General features: G+C 72.7%; 19 protein-coding genes. 12 read left to right on the forward strand and 7 right to left on the reverse strand.

The genetic code is table 11. From position 1 onward, the window contains the following. Nucleotides 1-93: 93 nt before the first annotated feature. The 4 genes from cydD to ABZ234_RS15840 all read right to left on the reverse strand — a co-directional run bounded on the left by cydD (nt 94) and on the right by ABZ234_RS15840 (nt 5,623). On the reverse strand, nt 94-1,833 hold the full coding sequence (gene cydD, locus ABZ234_RS15825) for a thiol reductant ABC exporter subunit CydD (protein WP_355012535.1): 1,740 nt from the start codon (nt 1,831-1,833) through the stop codon (nt 94-96). Between the two features lie 170 nt (nt 1,834-2,003). Continuing rightward, complete coding sequence (gene cydB, locus ABZ234_RS15830; RefSeq protein WP_355012536.1) at nt 2,004-3,074, reverse strand: cytochrome d ubiquinol oxidase subunit II; 1,071 nt, start codon at nt 3,072-3,074, stop codon at nt 2,004-2,006. Nucleotides 3,075-3,086: 12 nt separating this feature from the next. Next, the gene (locus tag ABZ234_RS15835) at nt 3,087-4,532 is read right to left on the reverse strand and encodes a cytochrome ubiquinol oxidase subunit I (RefSeq protein WP_355012537.1); all 1,446 of its coding nucleotides are present in this window, start codon (nt 4,530-4,532) and stop codon (nt 3,087-3,089) included. 353 nt (nt 4,533-4,885) lie between these two features. Beyond that, entirely contained in the window at nt 4,886-5,623 is a 738-nt protein-coding gene (locus ABZ234_RS15840; RefSeq protein ID WP_355012538.1) for a DUF305 domain-containing protein, read from the reverse strand. A gap of 89 nt (nt 5,624-5,712) precedes the next feature. Here ABZ234_RS15840 and ABZ234_RS15845 point away from each other — a divergent pair, with 89 nt between their 5' ends. Next, complete coding sequence (locus tag ABZ234_RS15845) at nt 5,713-6,450, forward strand: DUF3105 domain-containing protein (RefSeq protein WP_267946468.1); 738 nt, start codon at nt 5,713-5,715, stop codon at nt 6,448-6,450. A 116-nt stretch (nt 6,451-6,566) separates the two neighbouring features. Here the strand turns inward: ABZ234_RS15845 and ABZ234_RS15850 are convergent, their stop codons facing one another. Then, nucleotides 6,567-7,028, reverse strand: coding sequence for a DUF3515 domain-containing protein (locus ABZ234_RS15850; RefSeq protein WP_267946467.1), 462 nt, complete (start codon nt 7,026-7,028; stop codon nt 6,567-6,569). 38 nt (nt 7,029-7,066) lie between these two features. Then, entirely contained in the window at nt 7,067-7,300 is a 234-nt protein-coding gene (locus ABZ234_RS15855; RefSeq protein WP_267946466.1) for an Lrp/AsnC ligand binding domain-containing protein, read from the reverse strand. A 140-nt stretch (nt 7,301-7,440) separates the two neighbouring features. Here ABZ234_RS15855 and ABZ234_RS15860 point away from each other — a divergent pair, with 140 nt between their 5' ends. Continuing rightward, entirely contained in the window at nt 7,441-8,451 is a 1,011-nt protein-coding gene (locus ABZ234_RS15860) for a thiamine-phosphate kinase (RefSeq protein ID WP_267946465.1), read from the forward strand. Nucleotides 8,452-8,652: 201 nt separating this feature from the next. After that, entirely contained in the window at nt 8,653-9,312 is a 660-nt protein-coding gene (locus ABZ234_RS15865; protein WP_267946464.1) for a cellulose binding domain-containing protein, read from the forward strand. 138 nt (nt 9,313-9,450) lie between these two features. Here the strand turns inward: ABZ234_RS15865 and rpmB are convergent, their stop codons facing one another. Continuing rightward, entirely contained in the window at nt 9,451-9,636 is a 186-nt protein-coding gene (gene rpmB / locus ABZ234_RS15870) for a 50S ribosomal protein L28 (protein ID WP_013151263.1), read from the reverse strand. Between the two features lie 425 nt (nt 9,637-10,061). On the opposite strand from rpmB, the gene recG reads away from it, so the two are divergent. The 9 genes from recG to ABZ234_RS15915 all read left to right on the forward strand — a co-directional run bounded on the left by recG (nt 10,062) and on the right by ABZ234_RS15915 (nt 18,393). Beyond that, complete coding sequence (recG, locus tag ABZ234_RS15875) at nt 10,062-12,269, forward strand: ATP-dependent DNA helicase RecG (RefSeq protein ID WP_355012539.1); 2,208 nt, start codon at nt 10,062-10,064, stop codon at nt 12,267-12,269. Nucleotides 12,270-12,667: 398 nt separating this feature from the next. Next, nucleotides 12,668-13,249 carry a 16S rRNA (guanine(966)-N(2))-methyltransferase RsmD gene (gene rsmD / locus ABZ234_RS15880; protein ID WP_344176461.1) on the forward strand — a complete coding sequence of 194 codons (582 nt, stop codon included), beginning with the start codon at nt 12,668-12,670 and terminating at the stop codon, nt 13,247-13,249. Between the two features lie 436 nt (nt 13,250-13,685). Further along, complete coding sequence (gene coaD, locus ABZ234_RS15885; protein WP_267946461.1) at nt 13,686-14,177, forward strand: pantetheine-phosphate adenylyltransferase; 492 nt, start codon at nt 13,686-13,688, stop codon at nt 14,175-14,177. Between the two features lie 349 nt (nt 14,178-14,526). Beyond that, complete coding sequence (locus ABZ234_RS15890; RefSeq protein WP_355012540.1) at nt 14,527-15,075, forward strand: DUF177 domain-containing protein; 549 nt, start codon at nt 14,527-14,529, stop codon at nt 15,073-15,075. Nucleotides 15,076-15,208: 133 nt separating this feature from the next. Beyond that, nucleotides 15,209-15,385, forward strand: coding sequence for a 50S ribosomal protein L32 (gene rpmF / locus ABZ234_RS15895; RefSeq protein WP_121187691.1), 177 nt, complete (start codon nt 15,209-15,211; stop codon nt 15,383-15,385). 387 nt (nt 15,386-15,772) lie between these two features. Beyond that, the gene (gene rnc, locus ABZ234_RS15900; protein WP_344176459.1) at nt 15,773-16,528 is read left to right on the forward strand and encodes a ribonuclease III; all 756 of its coding nucleotides are present in this window, start codon (nt 15,773-15,775) and stop codon (nt 16,526-16,528) included. A 7-nt stretch (nt 16,529-16,535) separates the two neighbouring features. Beyond that, the gene (gene mutM / locus ABZ234_RS15905) at nt 16,536-17,390 is read left to right on the forward strand and encodes a bifunctional DNA-formamidopyrimidine glycosylase/DNA-(apurinic or apyrimidinic site) lyase (protein WP_355012541.1); all 855 of its coding nucleotides are present in this window, start codon (nt 16,536-16,538) and stop codon (nt 17,388-17,390) included. Nucleotides 17,391-17,574: 184 nt separating this feature from the next. After that, nucleotides 17,575-17,835, forward strand: a complete 261-nt coding sequence (locus tag ABZ234_RS15910; RefSeq protein ID WP_267950509.1) for an acylphosphatase — start codon at nt 17,575-17,577, stop codon at nt 17,833-17,835. Nucleotides 17,836-18,201: 366 nt separating this feature from the next. Continuing rightward, the gene (locus tag ABZ234_RS15915) at nt 18,202-18,393 is read left to right on the forward strand and encodes a hypothetical protein (protein ID WP_267946457.1); all 192 of its coding nucleotides are present in this window, start codon (nt 18,202-18,204) and stop codon (nt 18,391-18,393) included. Nucleotides 18,394-18,429 lie beyond the last annotated feature (36 nt).

The following is an 18,429-nucleotide window of genomic DNA, read 5'->3' on the forward strand; positions in this document are numbered from 1 at the left end:
CCCCGGGGAGCGGCGGGGCGTCCCCGCCGGGGCCGGTCCGCACATCCGTCCCGGGAGCCCCTGCGGCTCCGGCGTTGTCGGCGTCGTCGCGGTTCATCGCGGCACGCTCCCTTCCCGGGTCGGCAGTGGCAGCGTCACGGTCCGCAGGGTGTCGCCGGGGAAGCCGCGCGCCCAACCGGTGTCGTGGGCGACGATGACGGCGGTCCGCCCCTCCAGGAGCCTGGCGACGGCGGTGCGCACAGCCGCCGCGTTCTCCGGGTCCAGGTGGGCGGTGGGTTCGTCCAGCAGCACGAGCGGGGCGTCGCGGCACATCGCCCGGGCCAGCGCGATCCGCTGCCGCTGCCCCGCGGACAGCCGTGCGCCGCGCTCGCCGAGCCTGGTGTCGTAGCCGTCGGGCAGGGCGCGGACGAAGGCGTCGGCCTCGGCGAGCCGGGCCGCCTCCCGCACCCGCTCCGGGGAGGCGCCGGGGGCGCCGAGCCGGATGTTGTCGGCCACGGACACGTCGAAGAGGTAGGGGTGCTGGGGCACCCACGCGACGCCGAGCCTCCAGTCGTCGGCCGGGATCCCGTCCAGGGCCTCCCACCCGCCGCCGGGCGCGCGCACGCTGATCCGCCCCGCCGTGGGCTCGGTCAACCGCAGCACCAGTGACAGGAGGGTGGTCTTCCCCGAGCCGCTGGGCCCGGTGAGCAGTACGTGCTCCCCGGCCGCGACCTCCAGGTCCAGCCCGGACAGCGCGGGCACGTCCCTGCCCGGGTAGCCCATCCCCACGCCCTCGAAGCGGATGTCGCCGCCCGCAGCGGCCGCGGCCCGGCCGGTCGCCGGGGGAGCCGAGCCCTCCGCCGTCCCCCCGCCGCGCCTGCGGTCCAGTTCGGCGAACACCTGCTCGGCGGCGGCCACGCCTTCCATGCTCGCGTGGAACCGGGCGCCGACCTCCCTCAGCGGCAGGTACGCCTCGGGTGCGAGGATCAGCACCAGGAGGGCGGTCTGGTAGTCCATGTGGCCGCCGAGCAGGCGCAGGCCGACCTCGACGGCGACCAGCGCCACCGCCAGGGTCGACAGGAGCTCCAGGGCGAACGCCGACAGGAACGCGACCCGCAGCGTTCCCATCGTCGCCCGGCGGTGGTCCTCGCCGACCCGGCGGATGATCGCCGCCTGCGCCTTGGCGCGGCGGAACACCGCCAGGGTCGGAAGCCCCTCCACCACGTCGAGGAAGTGGCCGCCCAGGCGGCTCAGGAGCCGCCACTGCCGGTCGGTGCGCGCCTGCGTGTGCATCCCGATCAGCGCCATGAAGACCGGGATCAGCGGAAGGGTCACCAGGACGACGATCCCGGAGATCCAGTCGGCCCGGAACACGACGGCCAGGACGGCGAACGGCACGATCGCCGCCAGGACGAGCTGGGGGAGGTAGCGGGCGAAGTAGTCGTCCAGGGCGTCCAGGCCCCTGGTCGCCAGGGTCACCAGTTCGCCCGCCTTCGGCGACCCCTGGCCGTCCTCGGCGCCGGGGCCGGCGGTCCACACCCGGCCGGACCCCGTCACGTGCGCCACCAGGCGGCGGCGCAGCTGCGACTTCGTGCGCGCGGCGCTGTACAGGGCGGAGGTCTCGGCCAGGTAGGACAGCAGCGCCCGGGCCAGGGCGATGGCGGCGACGCCGCCGATCGCCCAGCCCAGCAAGTCCAGGCCCTCGCCCTGCCAGGCGCCAGTGACGGCGCGGGCGAGCAGCCATGCCTGGGCCAGGATCAGGCCCGTGATGAGCACTCCGCTGACCACGGAGACCGCCAGGTGCACCCGGACCGCGCTCGCGGTGCGGACCAGGCGCGGATCAAGGGGTTTCATGCGTGCGGTCCTCGTCGTCTCGGCCGGGTCCCGCGGGTACCCGGGGTGTGCGGTTCTCACACGGTGGCGCGGTGCGGGCTCCGGGCCAGTATCCACCGGGGCGTCCCGGCCCCGCGGGGAGCCCCGCGCCGGGCCGGGAGCGCCGCGGTGCGGGGCTCCCGCCCCGAGGGTCAGGCGACGGGGGTCCTCCGGGGCTCCGCCGCCCCGCCCCCGTGCCCCGGTCCGTCCGGCGCGGTGACGCTCTCCCCGGTCACCGAGGCGCCGGTCACCCGGCGGCGGAACACCCAGTAGCTCCAGCCCTGGTACAGGAGCACCAGCGGCAGGAAGACCACCGCCACCCACGTCATCACCGTGAGCGTGTAGTCGGCGGAGGACGCGTTGTCCACGGTCAGGCTGAACGCCGGGTCGGTGGTGGAGGGGAGCACGTTCGGGAAGAGCGCCCCGAAGAGCGCGGCGACGGCGGTGAGGACGGTCAGCGCCGTGAACGCGAACGACCACCCCTCGCGCCCCTTCCAGGCCGCGGCGACCCCGCCCACCAGGGCGGAGGCGGCGACGACGACGAGCGGCAGGGTCCACGGGTGGCCGTACGCGGCCTGGGTCCACAGCAGGAAGACGGCGCCCGCGGGGACCGCCGCGCAGGCCGTGCCCAGGGCGGCCCGCCGGGCGCGCGCCCGCACCGGCCCGTCGGTCTTCAGGGTCAGGAAGATCGCCCCGTGCAGGGTGAACAGCGACAGCGTCGTCAGACCGCCGAGCAGGGCGTAGGGGTTGAGCAGGTCCGGCAGGGAGGCGGTGACGATGTGGTCGGCGTCCATGGCCACGCCCCGCACGACGTTGGCGAACACGACGCCCCACAGCAGGGCGGGTGCGGCACTGCCGAAGAAGATCGCCCGGTCCCACCAGGTCCGCCAGGCGTCGCTGTCGCGCTTGCCCCGGTACTCGAAGGCGACGCCGCGCAGGATCAGGGCGATGAGGATGGCGAACAGCGGGATGTAGAAGCCGCTGAACAGCGAGGCGTACCAGGCGGGGAACGCGGCGAACATGGCGCCGCCCGCGGTGAGCAGCCACACCTCGTTGGCGTCCCACACCGGGCCGATGGAGTTGATGGCGACCCGGCGGTCGACGGAGTTGCGCCTGCCCATGAACGGGAGGAGCGTGCCGACCCCGAAGTCGAACCCCTCCAGGACGAAGTACCCGATCCACAGGACCGAGATGGCGATGAACCAGATGACGGGGAGTTCCATGGTCCGTGGCTCCTAGTAGCTGAAGTGCGGGATCTCGGACTCGTCCTCGTCGTTCTCCAGGGCGGGGACGAGGTGGGAGGGTCCGGCCTTGACGTACTTGACCAGCAGTCCGACCTCCACCACGGCGAGGAGCCCGTAGACGGCGGTGAAGATGCTCAGGCTCATCGCGACGGTCCCGAGGCTCACCCCGGGCGAGACGCTGTCGGCGGTGAGCAGGTAGCCGTGCACCGTCCAGGGCTGCCGGCCCATCTCGGTGAGCACCCAGCCGAAGATGTTCGCGGCCAGGGCGGCGGGCAGGGACAGCATCGCCGCGAGGTAGAACCACCGGTTGGTCGGGGTGCGCTCCCTGCCCCTGGTGAGCCACAGGCCCAGGGCGGCGACGGCGACCCCGGAGAGGCCGAAGCCCATCATCAGGCGGAAGGACCAGTAGACGACGAACACGTTGGGGGTGTAGTCGCCCGGGCCGTAGTACTCCTCGTAGGCCTGCTGGAGGTTGTTCATCCCGTGGACCTCGCCGTCGAACGTGCCGGTCGCGAGGAAGCTGAGCACGTTCGGGACGGTGACGTCGATGGGGTTGTAGCGCTCCTCCGTGTCGCCGACGGCCAGGGCGGAGAAGGGGGCCCCCTCCTCGGTCTCCCACAGGGCCTCGGCGGCGGCGAGCTTCATGGGCTCGTACTCGGCGGCGAGCTTGGCCTGGTGGTCGCCGGAGAAGACGACGACCGCCCCGGCGACGAGGGTGAAGACCAGGCCGACCTTGAGGGTGCCGCGGAAGAGGGCGAAGTCGCTCCTGGGCGGCGTGACGCCCGCGGTGCCGGTGTCGCCGTGCCGCTGGTTGCGCCAGAGCTTGTAGGCGCTGACGCACACGACGAACAGGCCGGCGGTGATGAACGCCGCCGAGACGGTGTGCAGGTAGGTGGACCAGGCCTGGTCGTTGCTGAGGACGGCCCAGATGTCGTTGAGCTCGGCGCGCCCGTTCTCCGGGTTGACGGTGAAGCCGACCGGGTGCCGCATCCACGCGTTGGCGGCGAGGATGAAGTAGGCGGACAGGTTGGTGCCGACCGCCACCATCCAGATGCAGGCCAGGTGGACGCCGCGCGGGAGCCGGTGCCAGCCGAAGATCCAGAGCCCGATGAAGGTCGACTCGAGGAAGAAGGCGAGCAGGGCCTCCATGGCCAGGGGCGCCCCGAACACGTCGCCGACGAACCGGGAGTACTCGCTCCAGTTCATGCCGAACTGGAACTCCTGCACGATGCCGGTGACCACGCCCATGGCGAAGTTGATCAGGAAGAGCTTGCCGAAGAACTGGGTCGCCTGGAGGTACTCGTGCTTGCCGGTGCGGTACCAGAGGGTCTGGAGCACGGCCACGATGAACGACAGTCCGATCGTGAGCGGAACGAACAGGAAGTGGTAGATCGTGGTGACACCGAACTGCCACCTCGCGAGTTCAAGAGCTTCCATGCCCACCTCTCAGGTACCGACCTCCGGTAGTACTACACAATGTAGTGCTACGACGTGTCGTCGTCTCTGCGGGCCCCCGGCAATCGCGTGTGGTCCGCGTCTCGGCGGACGCCCGGGGCGGCGCACGCGGATCGCGCCGCACCGGCCCCGGGTGAGCGAAATCGGCCTGACCTGCGGTGATTCGGTTGCGGTTCCCTGCTCCGGCCGCCCGTCGGTACAGGGGGGAGGGTCCTTGTGTGCTTGGGCACACGCCGCGCCGGGCCCTCTCCCACGGGGTCGGGAGGGGGCCGCACACGACGACGGCGCGCCCCGGTGGCCGGGTGCGCGCCGTCGTCGTGTGCGGGAGCGGTCGGTCAGTCCCCGCCGGAGCCGCTCCGCTCGTCGATCATGCCCTCCATGAGGTTCACCTCCGACTGCTGGGCGTCGATCATCCCCTGGGCGAACCGGGTGACCATCTCCTCGCCGCCCAGGTCCACCTCGGCCTCGGCCATCTCGATGCCGCCCCGGTGGTGGGCGATCATGAGTTCGAGGAACAGGAGTTCGGCCTCCACGCCCTCGGCGTCCTCCAGGGCCTCCAGGTCCTCGGGGCTCGCCAGACCCGGCATGGTGTCGGGGACCTCCCCACCGCCGTCGCCGTGGTCGTGCCCCTCCATCCAGGTCATCGGAGGCTGGGCCCCCCGGGCGGGCAGGTCCCAGGCCATCAGCCAGCCCTGCATGATGCCGATCTGCGCCTGCTGCGTACGGGTCATGTCGGTGGCGACTGTGTGCAGCTCGGGGTCCTCGGTCTTGTCCAGGATGACCATCGACATGTCCACCGCCTGGGCGTGGTGAGCGCTCATGTCACGCAGGAATCCGGCGTCCGCCCCCGTGTCCAGCGGGTAGGACGGGCGCCCGAGGAGATACCCCGCGGCGAGGGCCAGTGCGACGAGGATCACCGTGGTCCAGGTCGGTACCGAACGCCATGACACCTGCGGGGACGCGCCCTCCTCCGAGAGCCGCTCCGCCCGGGAGTGCTCGCCCTCGTCCGGGGTTCCGTCGGCGTCCCCGACGCCGTCGGCGGCTCCCGAATCGGGGCCGTTCGTCTGTTCCATAGGAACCATCCTGGTCAAATCGCCCAACTGTGGTGCCAAAGTAGAGGATAGATAAGTCCCTTATGTCACCACCCACCTCAGGAGACCCCGTGGCAAAGAAGAAGACGGCGGAGGAGCGCCGCCAACGCGCAGCCGAGCTCAAGGCGCAACGCCTCAAAGAGGAGCGCCGCCGTAAGATCCTTACCATTTCCGGGGTCGTCACCGCTGTGGTTCTGGTGGTGGGCCTGATCGCCTTCCTCGTCTTCATGGAGGTCCGCAGCCGGTCGGTCTCCAACGTGGCCGAGTACGAGGTCCCCTCGTACGAGCACGTCGAGACGGGTCAGCCGGTCGACTACGAGCAGTCCCCGCCCGTGGGCGGCGACCACTGGAGCGCCTGGCAGAACTGCGGCGTGTACCCCGAGCCGGTCACCCCCGAGTTCGCGGTCCACTCCCTGGAGCACGGCGCCGTGTGGATCAACTACGAGCCCGGCCTCCCCGAGGACCAGGTCGAGCAGCTGGTGGGCATGTACAGCGCGGGCGACTACCTCGTCATCAGCCCCTACGAGGGTGAGATGGAGGCGCCGATCGTCGCCTCGAGCTGGGGCCGCCAGATCACGGCCGAGACCGCCGACGACGAGATGCTCCAGCGGTTCGTGCGCCTCTACGAGCGCGGCACCGACGTGCCCGAGCCGGGGGCCTCCTGCTCCGGCCAGGTCGCGGAGACGGCGGCCGAGGTCGAGTCCCTGCTCACCGGTGGGGGAGCCGAGGGCGGCGAGGGCTCCGGCGAGGAGGACCCCGACGCGCCGGCCGAGGGCTCCGAGGAGCAGCCCATGGAGGAAGAGGAGTGACGGCGTCCCCGTCCGCTCCGTGAACGCCTGAGAGGAGGACCCGGCCCCTCGGCCGGGTCCGACGACCGCGGGGGCCGCCGTACGCCGGCGGCCCCCGCCCGTGTGTCCGGGACCGGTCAGAGCTCGCCGTCGGGCAGGGGCGGGACGTGCTCGGAGACCAGGTCGCTGACCGTGCTCAGCGCCCCCGCCGGGGCGCCGTGGGCCGGCGGGACCGACAGTTCGACGTAGGCCTCGCGCCCGACGACCGTGTACAGGGTGGGGGCGTCCTCCGGCTGGGGCAGCCAGGCCACGCCGTTGACCTCCTGGAGGAGGGAGTCCGGAGCGAGGACCACGGGCCGCGGGACCCCGCAGCGCAGTCCGATGGCCGGGTCGCCCCAGGCCGCGGTGAGTTCCGAATCGGGGCGCACCCGGGCGCGCTCGGCCTCCAGCAGTGTGTCCGGCAGCGCCTCGACGAGCCCCGCGCAGGTCCGCGCGGTCGCCTCGTCCGCCTCGGGGGGCTCCATCCGCACGGTCTGTGCGCCGCAGCCCGTGGCCACGAGCGCGACGGCCAGAGCCGCTCCGGCGAACCGCTTCAGCACAAGCAACCCCCGGGGTGCCGCCGACGCGGCGGAGCGCGTCAGATGTTGACGATGGGACAGGTGAGGGTCCTGGCGATCCCGTCCAACCGCTGGATCCGCGCCACCACGAGGGTGCCCAGCGAGTCGATGTCGGAGGCCTCGGCCTGGACGATCACATCGTAGGGCCCGGTCACGTCGTGGGCCGTCTCGACCCCCTCGATGCCCCGGATCCGCTCCGCCACCTCCGCAGCCTGACCGACCTCGGTCTGGATCAGGATGTATGCCTGCACCATGAGAACTCCTTCGTGTGCGCCGGGTGTGAGCGGTGGGCGGTGAGCGGTTCCCGGCCGAGCCGGGGGTGCGGCCGATGACGAACGGATGACGGACGTGGGTCCGGACCGCTGCGCCGGAGCGTCACCGTACCCTGATCCCTGTGCAGAACACCATTGGGGGCCTGGGGGAGTTCGCTCTGATCACGCGCGTGACGAGCCAATTCCCCACGACGGACGATGTAATCCTCGGACCCGGCGACGACGCGGCGGTCGTCGCGGCGCCCGACGGCCGAACGGTCGCGACCACCGACCTGCTGGTCGAGGGGCGCCACTTCCGGAGGGAGTGGTCCACCGCCCGGGACGTCGGCCACCGGGCCGTCGCCCAGAACTTCGCCGACATCGCCGCGATGGGCGCCCGTCCCACCGGCCTCCTCATCGGCTTCGCCGCCCCCTCCGACCTCCCCGTGGCCTGGGCGGAGGAGTTCACCGCCGGTGTGCGCGACGAGTGCGCGGTCGCGGGCGGGGCCGTCGTGGGCGGCGACATGGTCGGTTCGGACACCCTCACCATCGCCGTCACCGCCCTCGGCGACCTCCAGGGGAGGGCGCCCGTCCGCCGGGACGGGGCCCGGCCGGGCGACGTGGTCGCCTACACCGGTCACCTCGGGCTGTCCGCCGCCGGCCTGGCCCTGCTGGAACGGGGGATCGACGGCCCGGCCGAGTGCCTGTCCGAGCACCGCCGCCCCAGCCCGCCCTACGCGCGGGGCGTCGAGGCCGCCCGGCTCGGCGCCACCGCCATGCTCGACGTGAGCGACGGTCTCGTGCAGGACCTCGGGCACGTCTGCCGGGCCGGCGGCGTACGCATCGACCTGGACTCGGCGGCGCTGCGCCCCGACCCCGCGCTCCTGGAGGCGGTCGCCGTTCTCGGCGCCGAGGGGCCCGGGGCGGCGGCGGAGGCCGCGGTCGCCCTCATGGTCGCGGGAGGGGAGGACCACGCGCTGGTCGCGGCGTTCCCCCCGGGCACCGCCCTGCCGGGCCACTGGCACCGGATCGGGTCGGTCACCGACCCCGCGGCCGGGACGCCGGGCGGTGGCGGGGCGGGGGACGAGAACCCTGTCACAGTGGACGGGCGTGCGCCCCGGAACAGGGGCTGGGATCATTTCCGCGAAGGGTGAGCCCCTTTGGATTTGTCCTGTTTGGCTGTCACGCTAGGCTTTGCCAACGCGGCCCGCGTCTCGTTCCGGGCTGACCGCCCGGGTCCGTGTGGCGCGGCGGCCCCGGGAAGCCCCATGAGGAGCGGCCCGGGAACGGGCGGAGAAGACATCCCGGCGTGACCGAGGGCGACGGGCGGGCAGCGGAGCGTCGAGAGGCGGTTTATGGGGCGCCATGGCTGGCAGAACGGCACCCGGCGGGGTGCGCACCGCAGTGAGCCGACGGACGTCGGCGCGCTGCGACGGCTCGGCGGCCTCATCGAGAGCACGGTGCCCAAACGCGTCGAACCGCCCCGGCTCCTCAACGTGCTCGTCGTCTCCGGTGTCATCCTCGGGCTGATCCTGTTCGGCTACAGCACCACGCAGATCTATCTGCAGTTCGGCGGCGCGCCGGGCTCGAGCCGGACGCCGGGGACGCAGGACGGGGCCCAGCCGACCCACGACGCCTCCCCGGGGACGGAGGGGGACGAGTCGGCCGCCGACCGGCCCCGGGTCCCGCAGAACCAGGCGGGCGCGGAGCCCACCACGGTCGCCTACCAGGTGCTGGGGACGACGTCGGCCGGGTTCACCGGCCACGTCACCGTCACCAACACCTCGCGGACCAGGCTCGACGCCTGGGAACTGGCCCTGGCCTTCGACAGCGCCGAGATCACCGACGTGACCGACGCCGACTGGGAGCCGATCGACGACGGCATCCTCGCCCGGCAGCCCGGGGACCGGGACGGGCTGGACCCGGGAGCCTCCGCCACCCTGACCTTCGAGGCCCTGGGCGTTCCGCAGAGCCCGGTGCGCTGTTCCCTCAACGGGCACGTCTGCGAGCTGTGACCCCGGCGGCCGGAGCACGGCCGCCCCCGTGCGGCCGGGCCGCCGCGCCCGGTCCCGTACCGTCGGGGCGGAGGCACGACGAAGGCCCCCCGACCGTGGTCGGAGGGCCATCGAGGAACATGCAGCGGTGCGGGGACCCTAGCGGGTCACCTTGCCGGCCTTGATGCACGAGGTGCAGGCGTTCACGCGCTTGGGCGTGCCACCGACACGGGTGCGAACAGTCTGGATGTTGGGGTTCCAGCGGCGGCGGGTGCGACGGTGCGAGTGGGAAACACTGTTACCGAACCCTGGTCCCTTGCCGCAAACGTCGCATACGGAAGCCACGGTAACTCCATTCAAGCGCTCAGGATCGCGCACGTCGCCGCACGCGAAGATTCATCCGACCGGGAGAGGTCGGGCGGACAGGTCGGCGCGGACGCCAACCGTGGAAGAGTACACGAAGGACAAGGCCGTACACGGATCAGACCGCTGGCCAGCGCCCGTACGCGCAACGGTGGAACGTGGTGTGGTCGAGGACCCCAGCACCCACCGGCGCATCGAATCCCCCATGGCGGGCATGGCGAAAACGCGATGAACTCTGACGAGTATACCCCGGTCCGGTGGGGCGGACGCCCGGCCGCCGACGGGGCCCGCCGCCGGCCGGCCCCCGGAATCCCGGCGGACGACGACGCGGTGGGCGCCCGAGCGTCGCAGCGGGGGTCTACCGTTGCGGTGACCAGCGATCCAGAGACGCCGGGACGGGAACAGACGTGACTACCTGGGACGAACCGCTGAGCAGGGGACCGCTCAGGGGCAAGACGGCGAAGGCGCTCGCCGAGAAGCTCGACCTGCACACCCTCGGTGACCTGCTGCGCTACTACCCGCGCAGGTACGACCGGCGGGGCGACCTCACCGACCTCGCCGCGCTGCGCGAGGGGGAGGAGGTCACCGTGCAGGCCCGCGTCCTGGACGCCAGGAGGCGGACCGTCCCCGCCCGGCAGGGGCGCCGGCGCATGGACATGATGGAGGCCACCGTCACCGACGGCACCGGCCGCCTGCACCTGACCTTCTTCAACCGGGGCTCGTACCACCAGAACGCGCTCGTCCCCGGGCGGCTGGCCATGTTCTCGGGGCGGGTGTCCACCTTCAAGGGCCGCCGCCAGCTCGACCACCCCCAGTACGAGCTCCTCGACGAGGAGGGCGACACGGAGGAGCGGGCCCAGGCCTACGCCGACGAGCTCATCCCCGTGTACCCGGCGGTCAAGGGCCTGGACTCCACGACGATCGCGCGCACGGTCGCCACCGTCCTCGCCGACGTCGACAGCCTCCCCGACCCGCTCCCCCCCGGACTGCGCGGGAGCCGCGGACTGCTCGGCGTCGCCGACGCGCTGCGCCGCATCCACCGGCCCGCGGAGTGGGCCGACGTCGGCGCGGCCCGGCGCCGCCTCAAGTGGGACGAGGCGTTCGTGCTCCAGCTCGCGCTCGCCCGCCGCCGCAGGCAGGCCGAGGAGCTGCCGGCCAAGCCCCGGCCCGGGGCGGACGGGGGGATCCTCGACGCCTTCGACGCACAGCTCCCGTTCACGCTCACCGACGGCCAGAGGGAGGTCGGCGAACGCCTCGCCCGGCGCCTCGACGCCTCCCACCCCATGCACTGCCTGCTCCAGGGCGACGTGGGCGCGGGAAAGACCCTGGTGGCGCTGCGCGCGATGCTCCGCGTGGTCGACTCCGGCGGCCAGGCGGTCATGCTCGCCCCCACCGAGGTCCTCGCCCAGCAGCACCACCGCTCCGTCAACGCCATGCTCGGCGCCCTCGGACGCGCCGGGCAGATCGACGGGGCCGACACCGCGACCAGGGTCGCCCTGCTCACCGGTTCCATGAACGCGGCCGCCCGCAGGGAGGCCCTGCTGGACGCCGCCTCCGGCGCCGCGGGGATCGTCGTCGGCACCCACGCCCTCCTCCAGGAGCACGTGTCCTTCGCGGACCTGGGGCTCGTGGTGGTGGACGAGCAGCACCGGTTCGGTGTGGAGCAGCGCGACGCCCTGCGGGAGAAGGCCGTGGACGGCCGTCCGCACGTGCTCGTGATGACCGCCACGCCGATCCCGCGCACCGTCGCGATGACCGTCTACGGGGACCTCGACGTGGTCGCCCTCACACAGCTGCCCTCCGGGCGGGCCCCCGTCTCCACGCACGTGGTGCCCGCCGCGGAGAAGCCGCACTTCCTGACCCGGGGCTGGGAGCGCATCAGGGAGGAGGCGGCCGAGGGCCACCAGGCCTTCGTGGTCTGTCCGAGGATCGGCGACGACGACGCCGGGGAGGCCGGCGAGGAGGTCGGCGCCGCCCCGGAGGGGGACGCCCCCGGCGGGCGCCCCCCGCTCGCCGTGCTGGAGGTGGCGGCCCGGCTCGCGGAGGGCCCGCTCTCCGGTCTGCGCGTGGAGAGCCTGCACGGCCGGATGGCCCCGGACGACAAGGACGCCGTCATGCGCCGCTTCTCCGCGGGGGAGACCGACGCGGTCGTCTCCACCACCGTCATCGAGGTCGGCGTGGACGTGCCCAACGCCACTGTGATGGTCATCATGGACGCGGACCGGTTCGGGGTCTCTCAGCTCCACCAGCTGAGGGGCCGGGTCGGGCGGGGCGGGCTGCCCGGGCTGTGCCTGCTGGTCACCGATGCGGAGGAGGGCTCGCCGGCCCGGGAGCGGCTGGCGGCCGTGGCGGCGACCACCGACGGGTTCGAGCTGTCCCGCGTGGACCTGGAGATGAGGCGCGAGGGCGACGTCCTGGGCGACTCCCAGTCGGGGGCCCGCTCCAGCCTGCGGATGCTCACCCTGCTCAAGGACGAGGAGTTGATCGGCGAGGCCCGGGAGGAGGCCACCGCCTACGTGGCCGAGGACCCCGGGCTGGAGGCCCACCCCCCGCTGGCCGAGGCCCTCGAGGCGCTCCTCCCGGAGGAGCGGGCGGAGTACCTCGACAAGACCTGACCGGGGAGGCGAGGGGCCGGGCGCGAGGCGGCCGGGGCCGTCCGGGGTTCTCCTGCCCCGGACGGGACACTCCGCTCCGCCGCGCCCCGGCCCCTGCGGCGCACCGGGCCCCGCCCGCCGACCCGCCGGGCGTCCGGGCGCACCCCCGTCCGGCGTGGCCCCCCGGACGCGGCCCGCCCCCGTGGGGTTCCGGGATCCGGCTCCGCCCCGGCGGAGTCCCGGCCCCTGCGGCGCACCGGGCCCCGCCCGCCGACCCGCCCGTCCACAGGCGGGCGACGGGTCTGGCGGGGCCCCGCCGACCGGCCTACCGTGGTATCAGGGGGCCGCCGGCTCCGCCCGCACCGTGCTGCCCCCGGTCGGCACCGCGGTCCGCCGCCCCCGGCCGCTACCGTGGGGGCATGACCCGCATCATCGCCGGGACGGCCCGCGGACGGCGCATCTCCGCGCCCGACGGCCGCAACACCCGCCCCACCAGCGACCGCGCCCGCGAGGCGCTGTTCTCCTCCGCCCGGTCCGACCTCGGCCCGCTCGACGGCCTCCGTGTCCTGGACCTGTACGCGGGCTCCGGGGCGATCGGCCTGGAGGCCCTGTCCCGCGGCGCCGCCCACGCGCTGCTGGTGGAGGCCGACCGCAAGGCCGCCCAGGTGATCCGGGACAACATCGCGGTGCTCGGGTTCTCCGGAGCGCGCCTGGCGTCCGACCGGGTGGAACGGGTCGTCGGCCAGGACAACCCCGGCGCTCCCTACGACCTCGTGGTGGCCGACCCGCCCTACGCCGTCACCGACGACGAGGTCGCCGGAGTCCTCGGTGACCTCGCCGGGCGCGGCTGGCTCACCCCGGACGCCCTCGTCGTCGTCGAGCGCTCCAAGCGCGGCGCCGAACCCGCGTGGCCCCCGGGGCTGGAGCTCGACCGCAGCCGCGGGTACGGGGAGGCGGTTCTCTGGTACGCCCGCCCGTCTCCCTCCACCACCCTCAACTGACGCCTGCGGCGCGGTTCTCCCCAGGGCCCGTCTCCCTCCACCACCCTCGACTGACGCCTGCGGCGCGGTTCTCCCCAGGGCCCGTCTCCCTCCACCACCCTCGACTGACGCCTGCGGCGCGGTCCCCCGGGCCCGTCACACACACGCCCCCGCGCCCCTCCCCGGTGCGTTCCCGCACACCCCCGTCCGCCCCCCACGAGCGCCTCCGGCCACGGCGACAACCGGTCGAAAGCGGGCAGAGTGTCTGTTTTCGCACATGCGGGGTAGGGGTCCCCGGGTGCGGGGGTGAGTTCGGGGCGGTTGTCGTGCGACAAGCGCACGAGAGTCCGGACCGTGCGTGAATGCGGACACTAAGTGGGTGTTGCCCGGATTGGCGCAGGAGTGAGCCCCTACCATCGCGTTACCCGAAGGTAGTTCTTGAGAGGGGCGATCCACCGTGCGCCGTGTCGTCTGTCCGGGGTCCTTCGACCCGGTGACCTACGGTCATATCGACATCATCGGCAGGGCGGCCAAGCAGTACGACGAGGTCGTCGCCGCCGTGCTCAACAACGTCAACAAGCGCGGGCTGTTCAGCGTCCCGGAGAAGCTGGACATGCTGGAGGAGGGCACCGCGGAGTTCGACAACGTCCGGATCAGCGAGTTCGACGGCCTCCTCGTCGACTTCTGCCGCGAGAACGGCATCGAGACCATCGTGCGCAGCCTGCGCTCGGTCAGCGATTTCGACTACGAGCTCCAGATCGCCCAGATGAACTACCGCCTCTCGGGTGTGGAGACGGTGTTCATGACGGCGAACCCCCAGTACTCGTTCCTGTCCTCCAGCCTGGTGCGCGAGATCGCCCAGCACAGGGGCGACGTCTCCAGCCTGGTCACCCCCTACGTCCAGGGCCGCCTGCGGGAGAAGTACGCGAAGAGGGACTCCCAGGGCTGAGGGGCTCCGGCCCGCGGATCCGCCGCACGCGCCCCGGCCCGCCCTCACCCCGGGGTGGAGGCGGACCACGCGGATCCGCCGCACGCGCGGGTCCCGGTCCCGCCCCGCGGCGGCGCGGACGGCGCCCGACCCTGTTCCGGAAGGCCCTGGCACAGCGCTGATCGGGGCCTGATTTGGGTGGTCGGGGACATGATAGGTAGGATCAGGGTTTGACCATGGGCGTCGCCGGTTCTCGGTGTGCGCTCGCGCTGGTCGCGGCCGTCGTCACGACGCCTTCCGCGCGCCCGGCGACCCGTCTTCTCGTGAAAGCGCGATTACCCTGTCTCGTCTAGATCCTCGCGACCCGTTCGTGGTCGACACCCGCCAGCTGGGCCGCCAGCCGGGGTCGATGCGGACCGTCAACCGCATCGTGACCGTCCCCGAGGCGTTCGCGACGGCGATGGCAGCCGTGCCCGAGGGCAGCGAGGTCGAGCTGGACCTGCGGCTGGAGGCGGTGATGGAGGGCGTCCTCGTCACCGGCACCGTGCGCGGCCAGCTCACCGCGGAGTGCTCGCGCTGCCTCGACCCCCTGTCCGACGACATGGAGGCGGGCTTCCAGGAGATGTACCGCTACCCCGGCGACGAGGACGACAAGGTCTCCGGGGTGGACGAGGACGCGGCCGACGAGGATGAGGACTACTATCTAGAGGGCGATCTGCTCGACCTCGAACCGGTGGTCCGAGACGCCGTCGTGCTGGCGCTCCCACTCTCACCGCTGTGCGGACCGGACTGCCCCGGCCTGTGCTCCGAGTGCGGGGCCAAACTCGCCGAGGTCGGCCCCGACCACGGCCACGGTGACAACGTCGACCCCCGTTGGGAGGCGCTCCGCGATCTCGCGGACGACCCCGGCGAACGATGAGCTCGTGAACCGATCGCGGACGGCGCCTGTCGGCGCCGGCGACGACCGGAGCACACCCTCCCCGCCACAGCGCGCGGGGTGACCAGATAAGCGACCTCCCGCGACCGCGCGGGGGTGACCCAGGAGGATTGAAGTGGCCGTCCCGAAGCGGAAGATGTCGCGGAGCAACACCCGGACCCGCCGTTCCCAGTGGAAGGCTTCGCGCCCGGTGCTGGTCAACTGCCCGCGCTGCCGTGACCCGAAGCAGCCCCACATCGCGTGCCCGACGTGCGGCACCTACAACAACCGCCAGGTCATCAACCCGGCCTAGGCGCGGATGACAGGCTTCGGGTCCCGGTACCCGATTCCCGACTCATCTCGGGGCGGACCCTCCACGGGTCCGCCCCGTCGTGCTTGCCGGGGCGGGGAGGCCGCCGGCGCCCTGACCGGGCGGGCGCTCGCGAGACAGCGCGGCGCCGGGGTTTGTAGAGTGATCCCAGAGACAGCGGGCACACGACGACAAGCAACAGGAACACCGAGCACCACACCAGAGATCCGGGCCCCTCGGGTTCCCGAGTTCGTGGTGGTTGCCGGGGGAGCGGACGCTCCCGCGACGGTCACCTCGTTTTCGAGCACCCCTGACGGGCCGCGGGGTCCACACCCGACTCCAGCCGTCCGCGCGCCGCTCCACGGCGCGTACGAACAGGGAAGTGAACGAGTGGCTAGCCAACTCTCCGTCTCCGAGGCCCGGGCTTTCCATCGGGCCATCGGGGTCGAGGTCGACTCGAAGATCCTGCTCCGGGCCCTGACCCACCGCTCCTACGCCTACGAGAAGGGCGGGCTGCCGACCAACGAGCGCCTGGAGTTCCTGGGCGACTCCGTGCTCGGCCTGGTGGTGACCGACACCCTCTTCCGCAAGCACCCCGACCTGCCCGAGGGGCAGCTCGCCAAGCTGCGGGCCGCCGTCGTCAACATGCGCGCGCTCGCCGACGTGGCCCGCGGCCTGGGCATCGGCGCCTACATCCGCCTCGGCCGGGGCGAGGAGGGCACCGGGGGCCGGGACAAGTCCTCGATCCTCGCCGACACCCTCGAGGCCATCATCGGCGCCGTCTACCTGGACAGGGGGCTGGACGTGGCGTCGGAGTTCGTGCACAGGCTCTTCGACCCGCTCATCGCCACCGCCTCCGGGCTGGGGGCGGGCCTGGACTGGAAGACCTCCCTCCAGGAGCTCACCGCGGCCGAGATGCTCGGCGTCCCCGAGTACCACGTGGACGAGAGCGGCCCCGACCACCAGAAGACCTTCCGGGCCACGGTCCGCGTCGCGGGGGAGAGCTACGGCCTGGGCGAGGGCCGCAGCAAGAAGGAGGCCGAGCAGCAGGCCGCCGAGTCCGCGTGGAAGGCCATCAAGGCCAGGTCCGAGGCACGGGCCGCCGAGACCGCCGGGGACAACCCCTCCGGCGAGGGCCGGGGCTGAGGCGGCCATGCCCGAACTGCCCGAGGTCGAGGTCGTCCGCCGCGGACTGGCCGAACACGCGGTCGGCCGTTCCATCGGCGCCGTCGAGGTCCTGCACCCCAGGTCGGTACGGCGCCACGAGCCCGGCGCCGCCGACTTCGCCGCCCGTCTGGAGGGCCGTGTCCCCACGTCGGCACGCCGGCGCGGGAAGTACCTGTGGCTCGTCCTGGACAGCGGCGAGATGCTCCTCGCCCACCTGGGGATGAGCGGGCAGATGCTGGTCCAGCCCGCGGGCAAGCCCGACGAGCGTCACCTGCGGGTGCGCCTGCCCCTCTCGGACGGCGCCGAACTGCGCTTCGTGGACCAGCGGACCTTCGGCCACGTGATGGTGGACGTTCCCGGCGAGCGCGTCGACGTGCCGTCGTCCGTGGACCACATCGCCCTGGACCCGCTGGACCCCGCGTTCGTCCCGGAGGCGTTCGTGCGGGCGCTGCGCGCGAGGGACACCGAGGTCAAGCGGGCGCTGCTGGACCAGTCGCTCATCAGCGGCGTCGGCAACATCTACGCGGACGAGGCGCTGTGGCGGGCCGGCCTGCACTGGGCGCACTCCACGCGGGCCCTGTCGGACGGCCGGGCGACGGAGCTGCTGGGGCACGCGCGCGACGTGATGACCGAGGCGCTGGAGGTGGGAGGGACCACCTTCGACGGCCTGTACGTCAACGTCAACGGGGAGAGCGGCTACTTCTCACGCGGGCTCAACGCCTACGGGCGGAGGGACCGGCCGTGCGGCCGCTGCGGCACGGCCATCGTGCGCGAGGCGTTCATGAACCGCTCCTCGTTCAGCTGTCCGCGCTGCCAGAAGCGGCCGCGACCGCGCTCCTGAGGGGACACGGGACCAGGGCACGGGCCCGGCGGGTGACCCGGTGGATTCCGGGAGCACTCTTGCCGTGCTCCTGACGGAGTCCTGGACGTCCCGGTGCCGGAACTTGGGCGTGTCGGTGAGAGAACTCTGTCTGTCGGGTAAGGAAGCAGGTCGGACCGTGGGGAACGAGAGCGCATCCGTGCGGATGACCGCCTGGGTGCGGGGACACGTCCAAGGAGTGGGTTTCCGCTGGTGGACGCGTGCTCGCGCCCTTGAACTGGGGTTGACCGGGGCCGCCACGAACCTCGAGGACGGCCGGGTCGAGGTGGTCGCCGAAGGCCCGAGGGACGCCTGTGAACGCCTTCTTGGCCATCTCCGGGGCGGCGGTACACCCGGTCGTGTGGACTCCGTGGTCGAACGTTGGGCTCCGGCTGGGGGCAGGTTCACCGGTTTCGTCGAGCGGTGAGTATGCTGGAGGCGTAACGCGATTCGAGCACACCGCGGAACCGCGGCGGCCCAGAGGGCTCGTGGCAAGGGTTCCGGGGGGTGTGGGGCGATCATCGTGCGGGACCCCTGGAGGCCCGCACACGCCGGCGGAGCCGGGGGTCGTCACGTTTGAATCGTGCGCCACCACGTGCCCAGATCGTCTCTCGCTGGGTTGTGGTCGTTACGTACTGTCGTAATCCAATCTTGACCGGCGGCGCGCAGAGTGAGACTCTGGAAGGCACATCGCGCAACCTTCCACCCGCGTAGAGGACAACTCCAGTTGGAAATCCCGCGGGACATCGCATGCGCAGAATCCACTGGTCACTCAGTGTGGAGGACCTACATCATGGCGAAGGCTCTGTTTGGCCACGTCGGCGGCTCCGACCCTCGGATGGTCTCGGAGATGCGGCGGCTGCAGAAGCGGGTACGCGACCTCGAGGACGAGATCAGCCGTCTTCAGGCACAGAACGACCAGCTCAACATGGCCGTCACCGATGTCGCCGCCGGCGCGACCGACCGCGAGCCCGCGCTCGCCTGACCCGCGCCACCGACGTACCGGCCGACAGGCCGACCG

Source organism: Nocardiopsis sp. NPDC006198 (assembly GCF_040613895.1).
Classification (GTDB): domain Bacteria; phylum Actinomycetota; class Actinomycetes; order Streptosporangiales; family Streptosporangiaceae; genus Nocardiopsis; species Nocardiopsis tropica.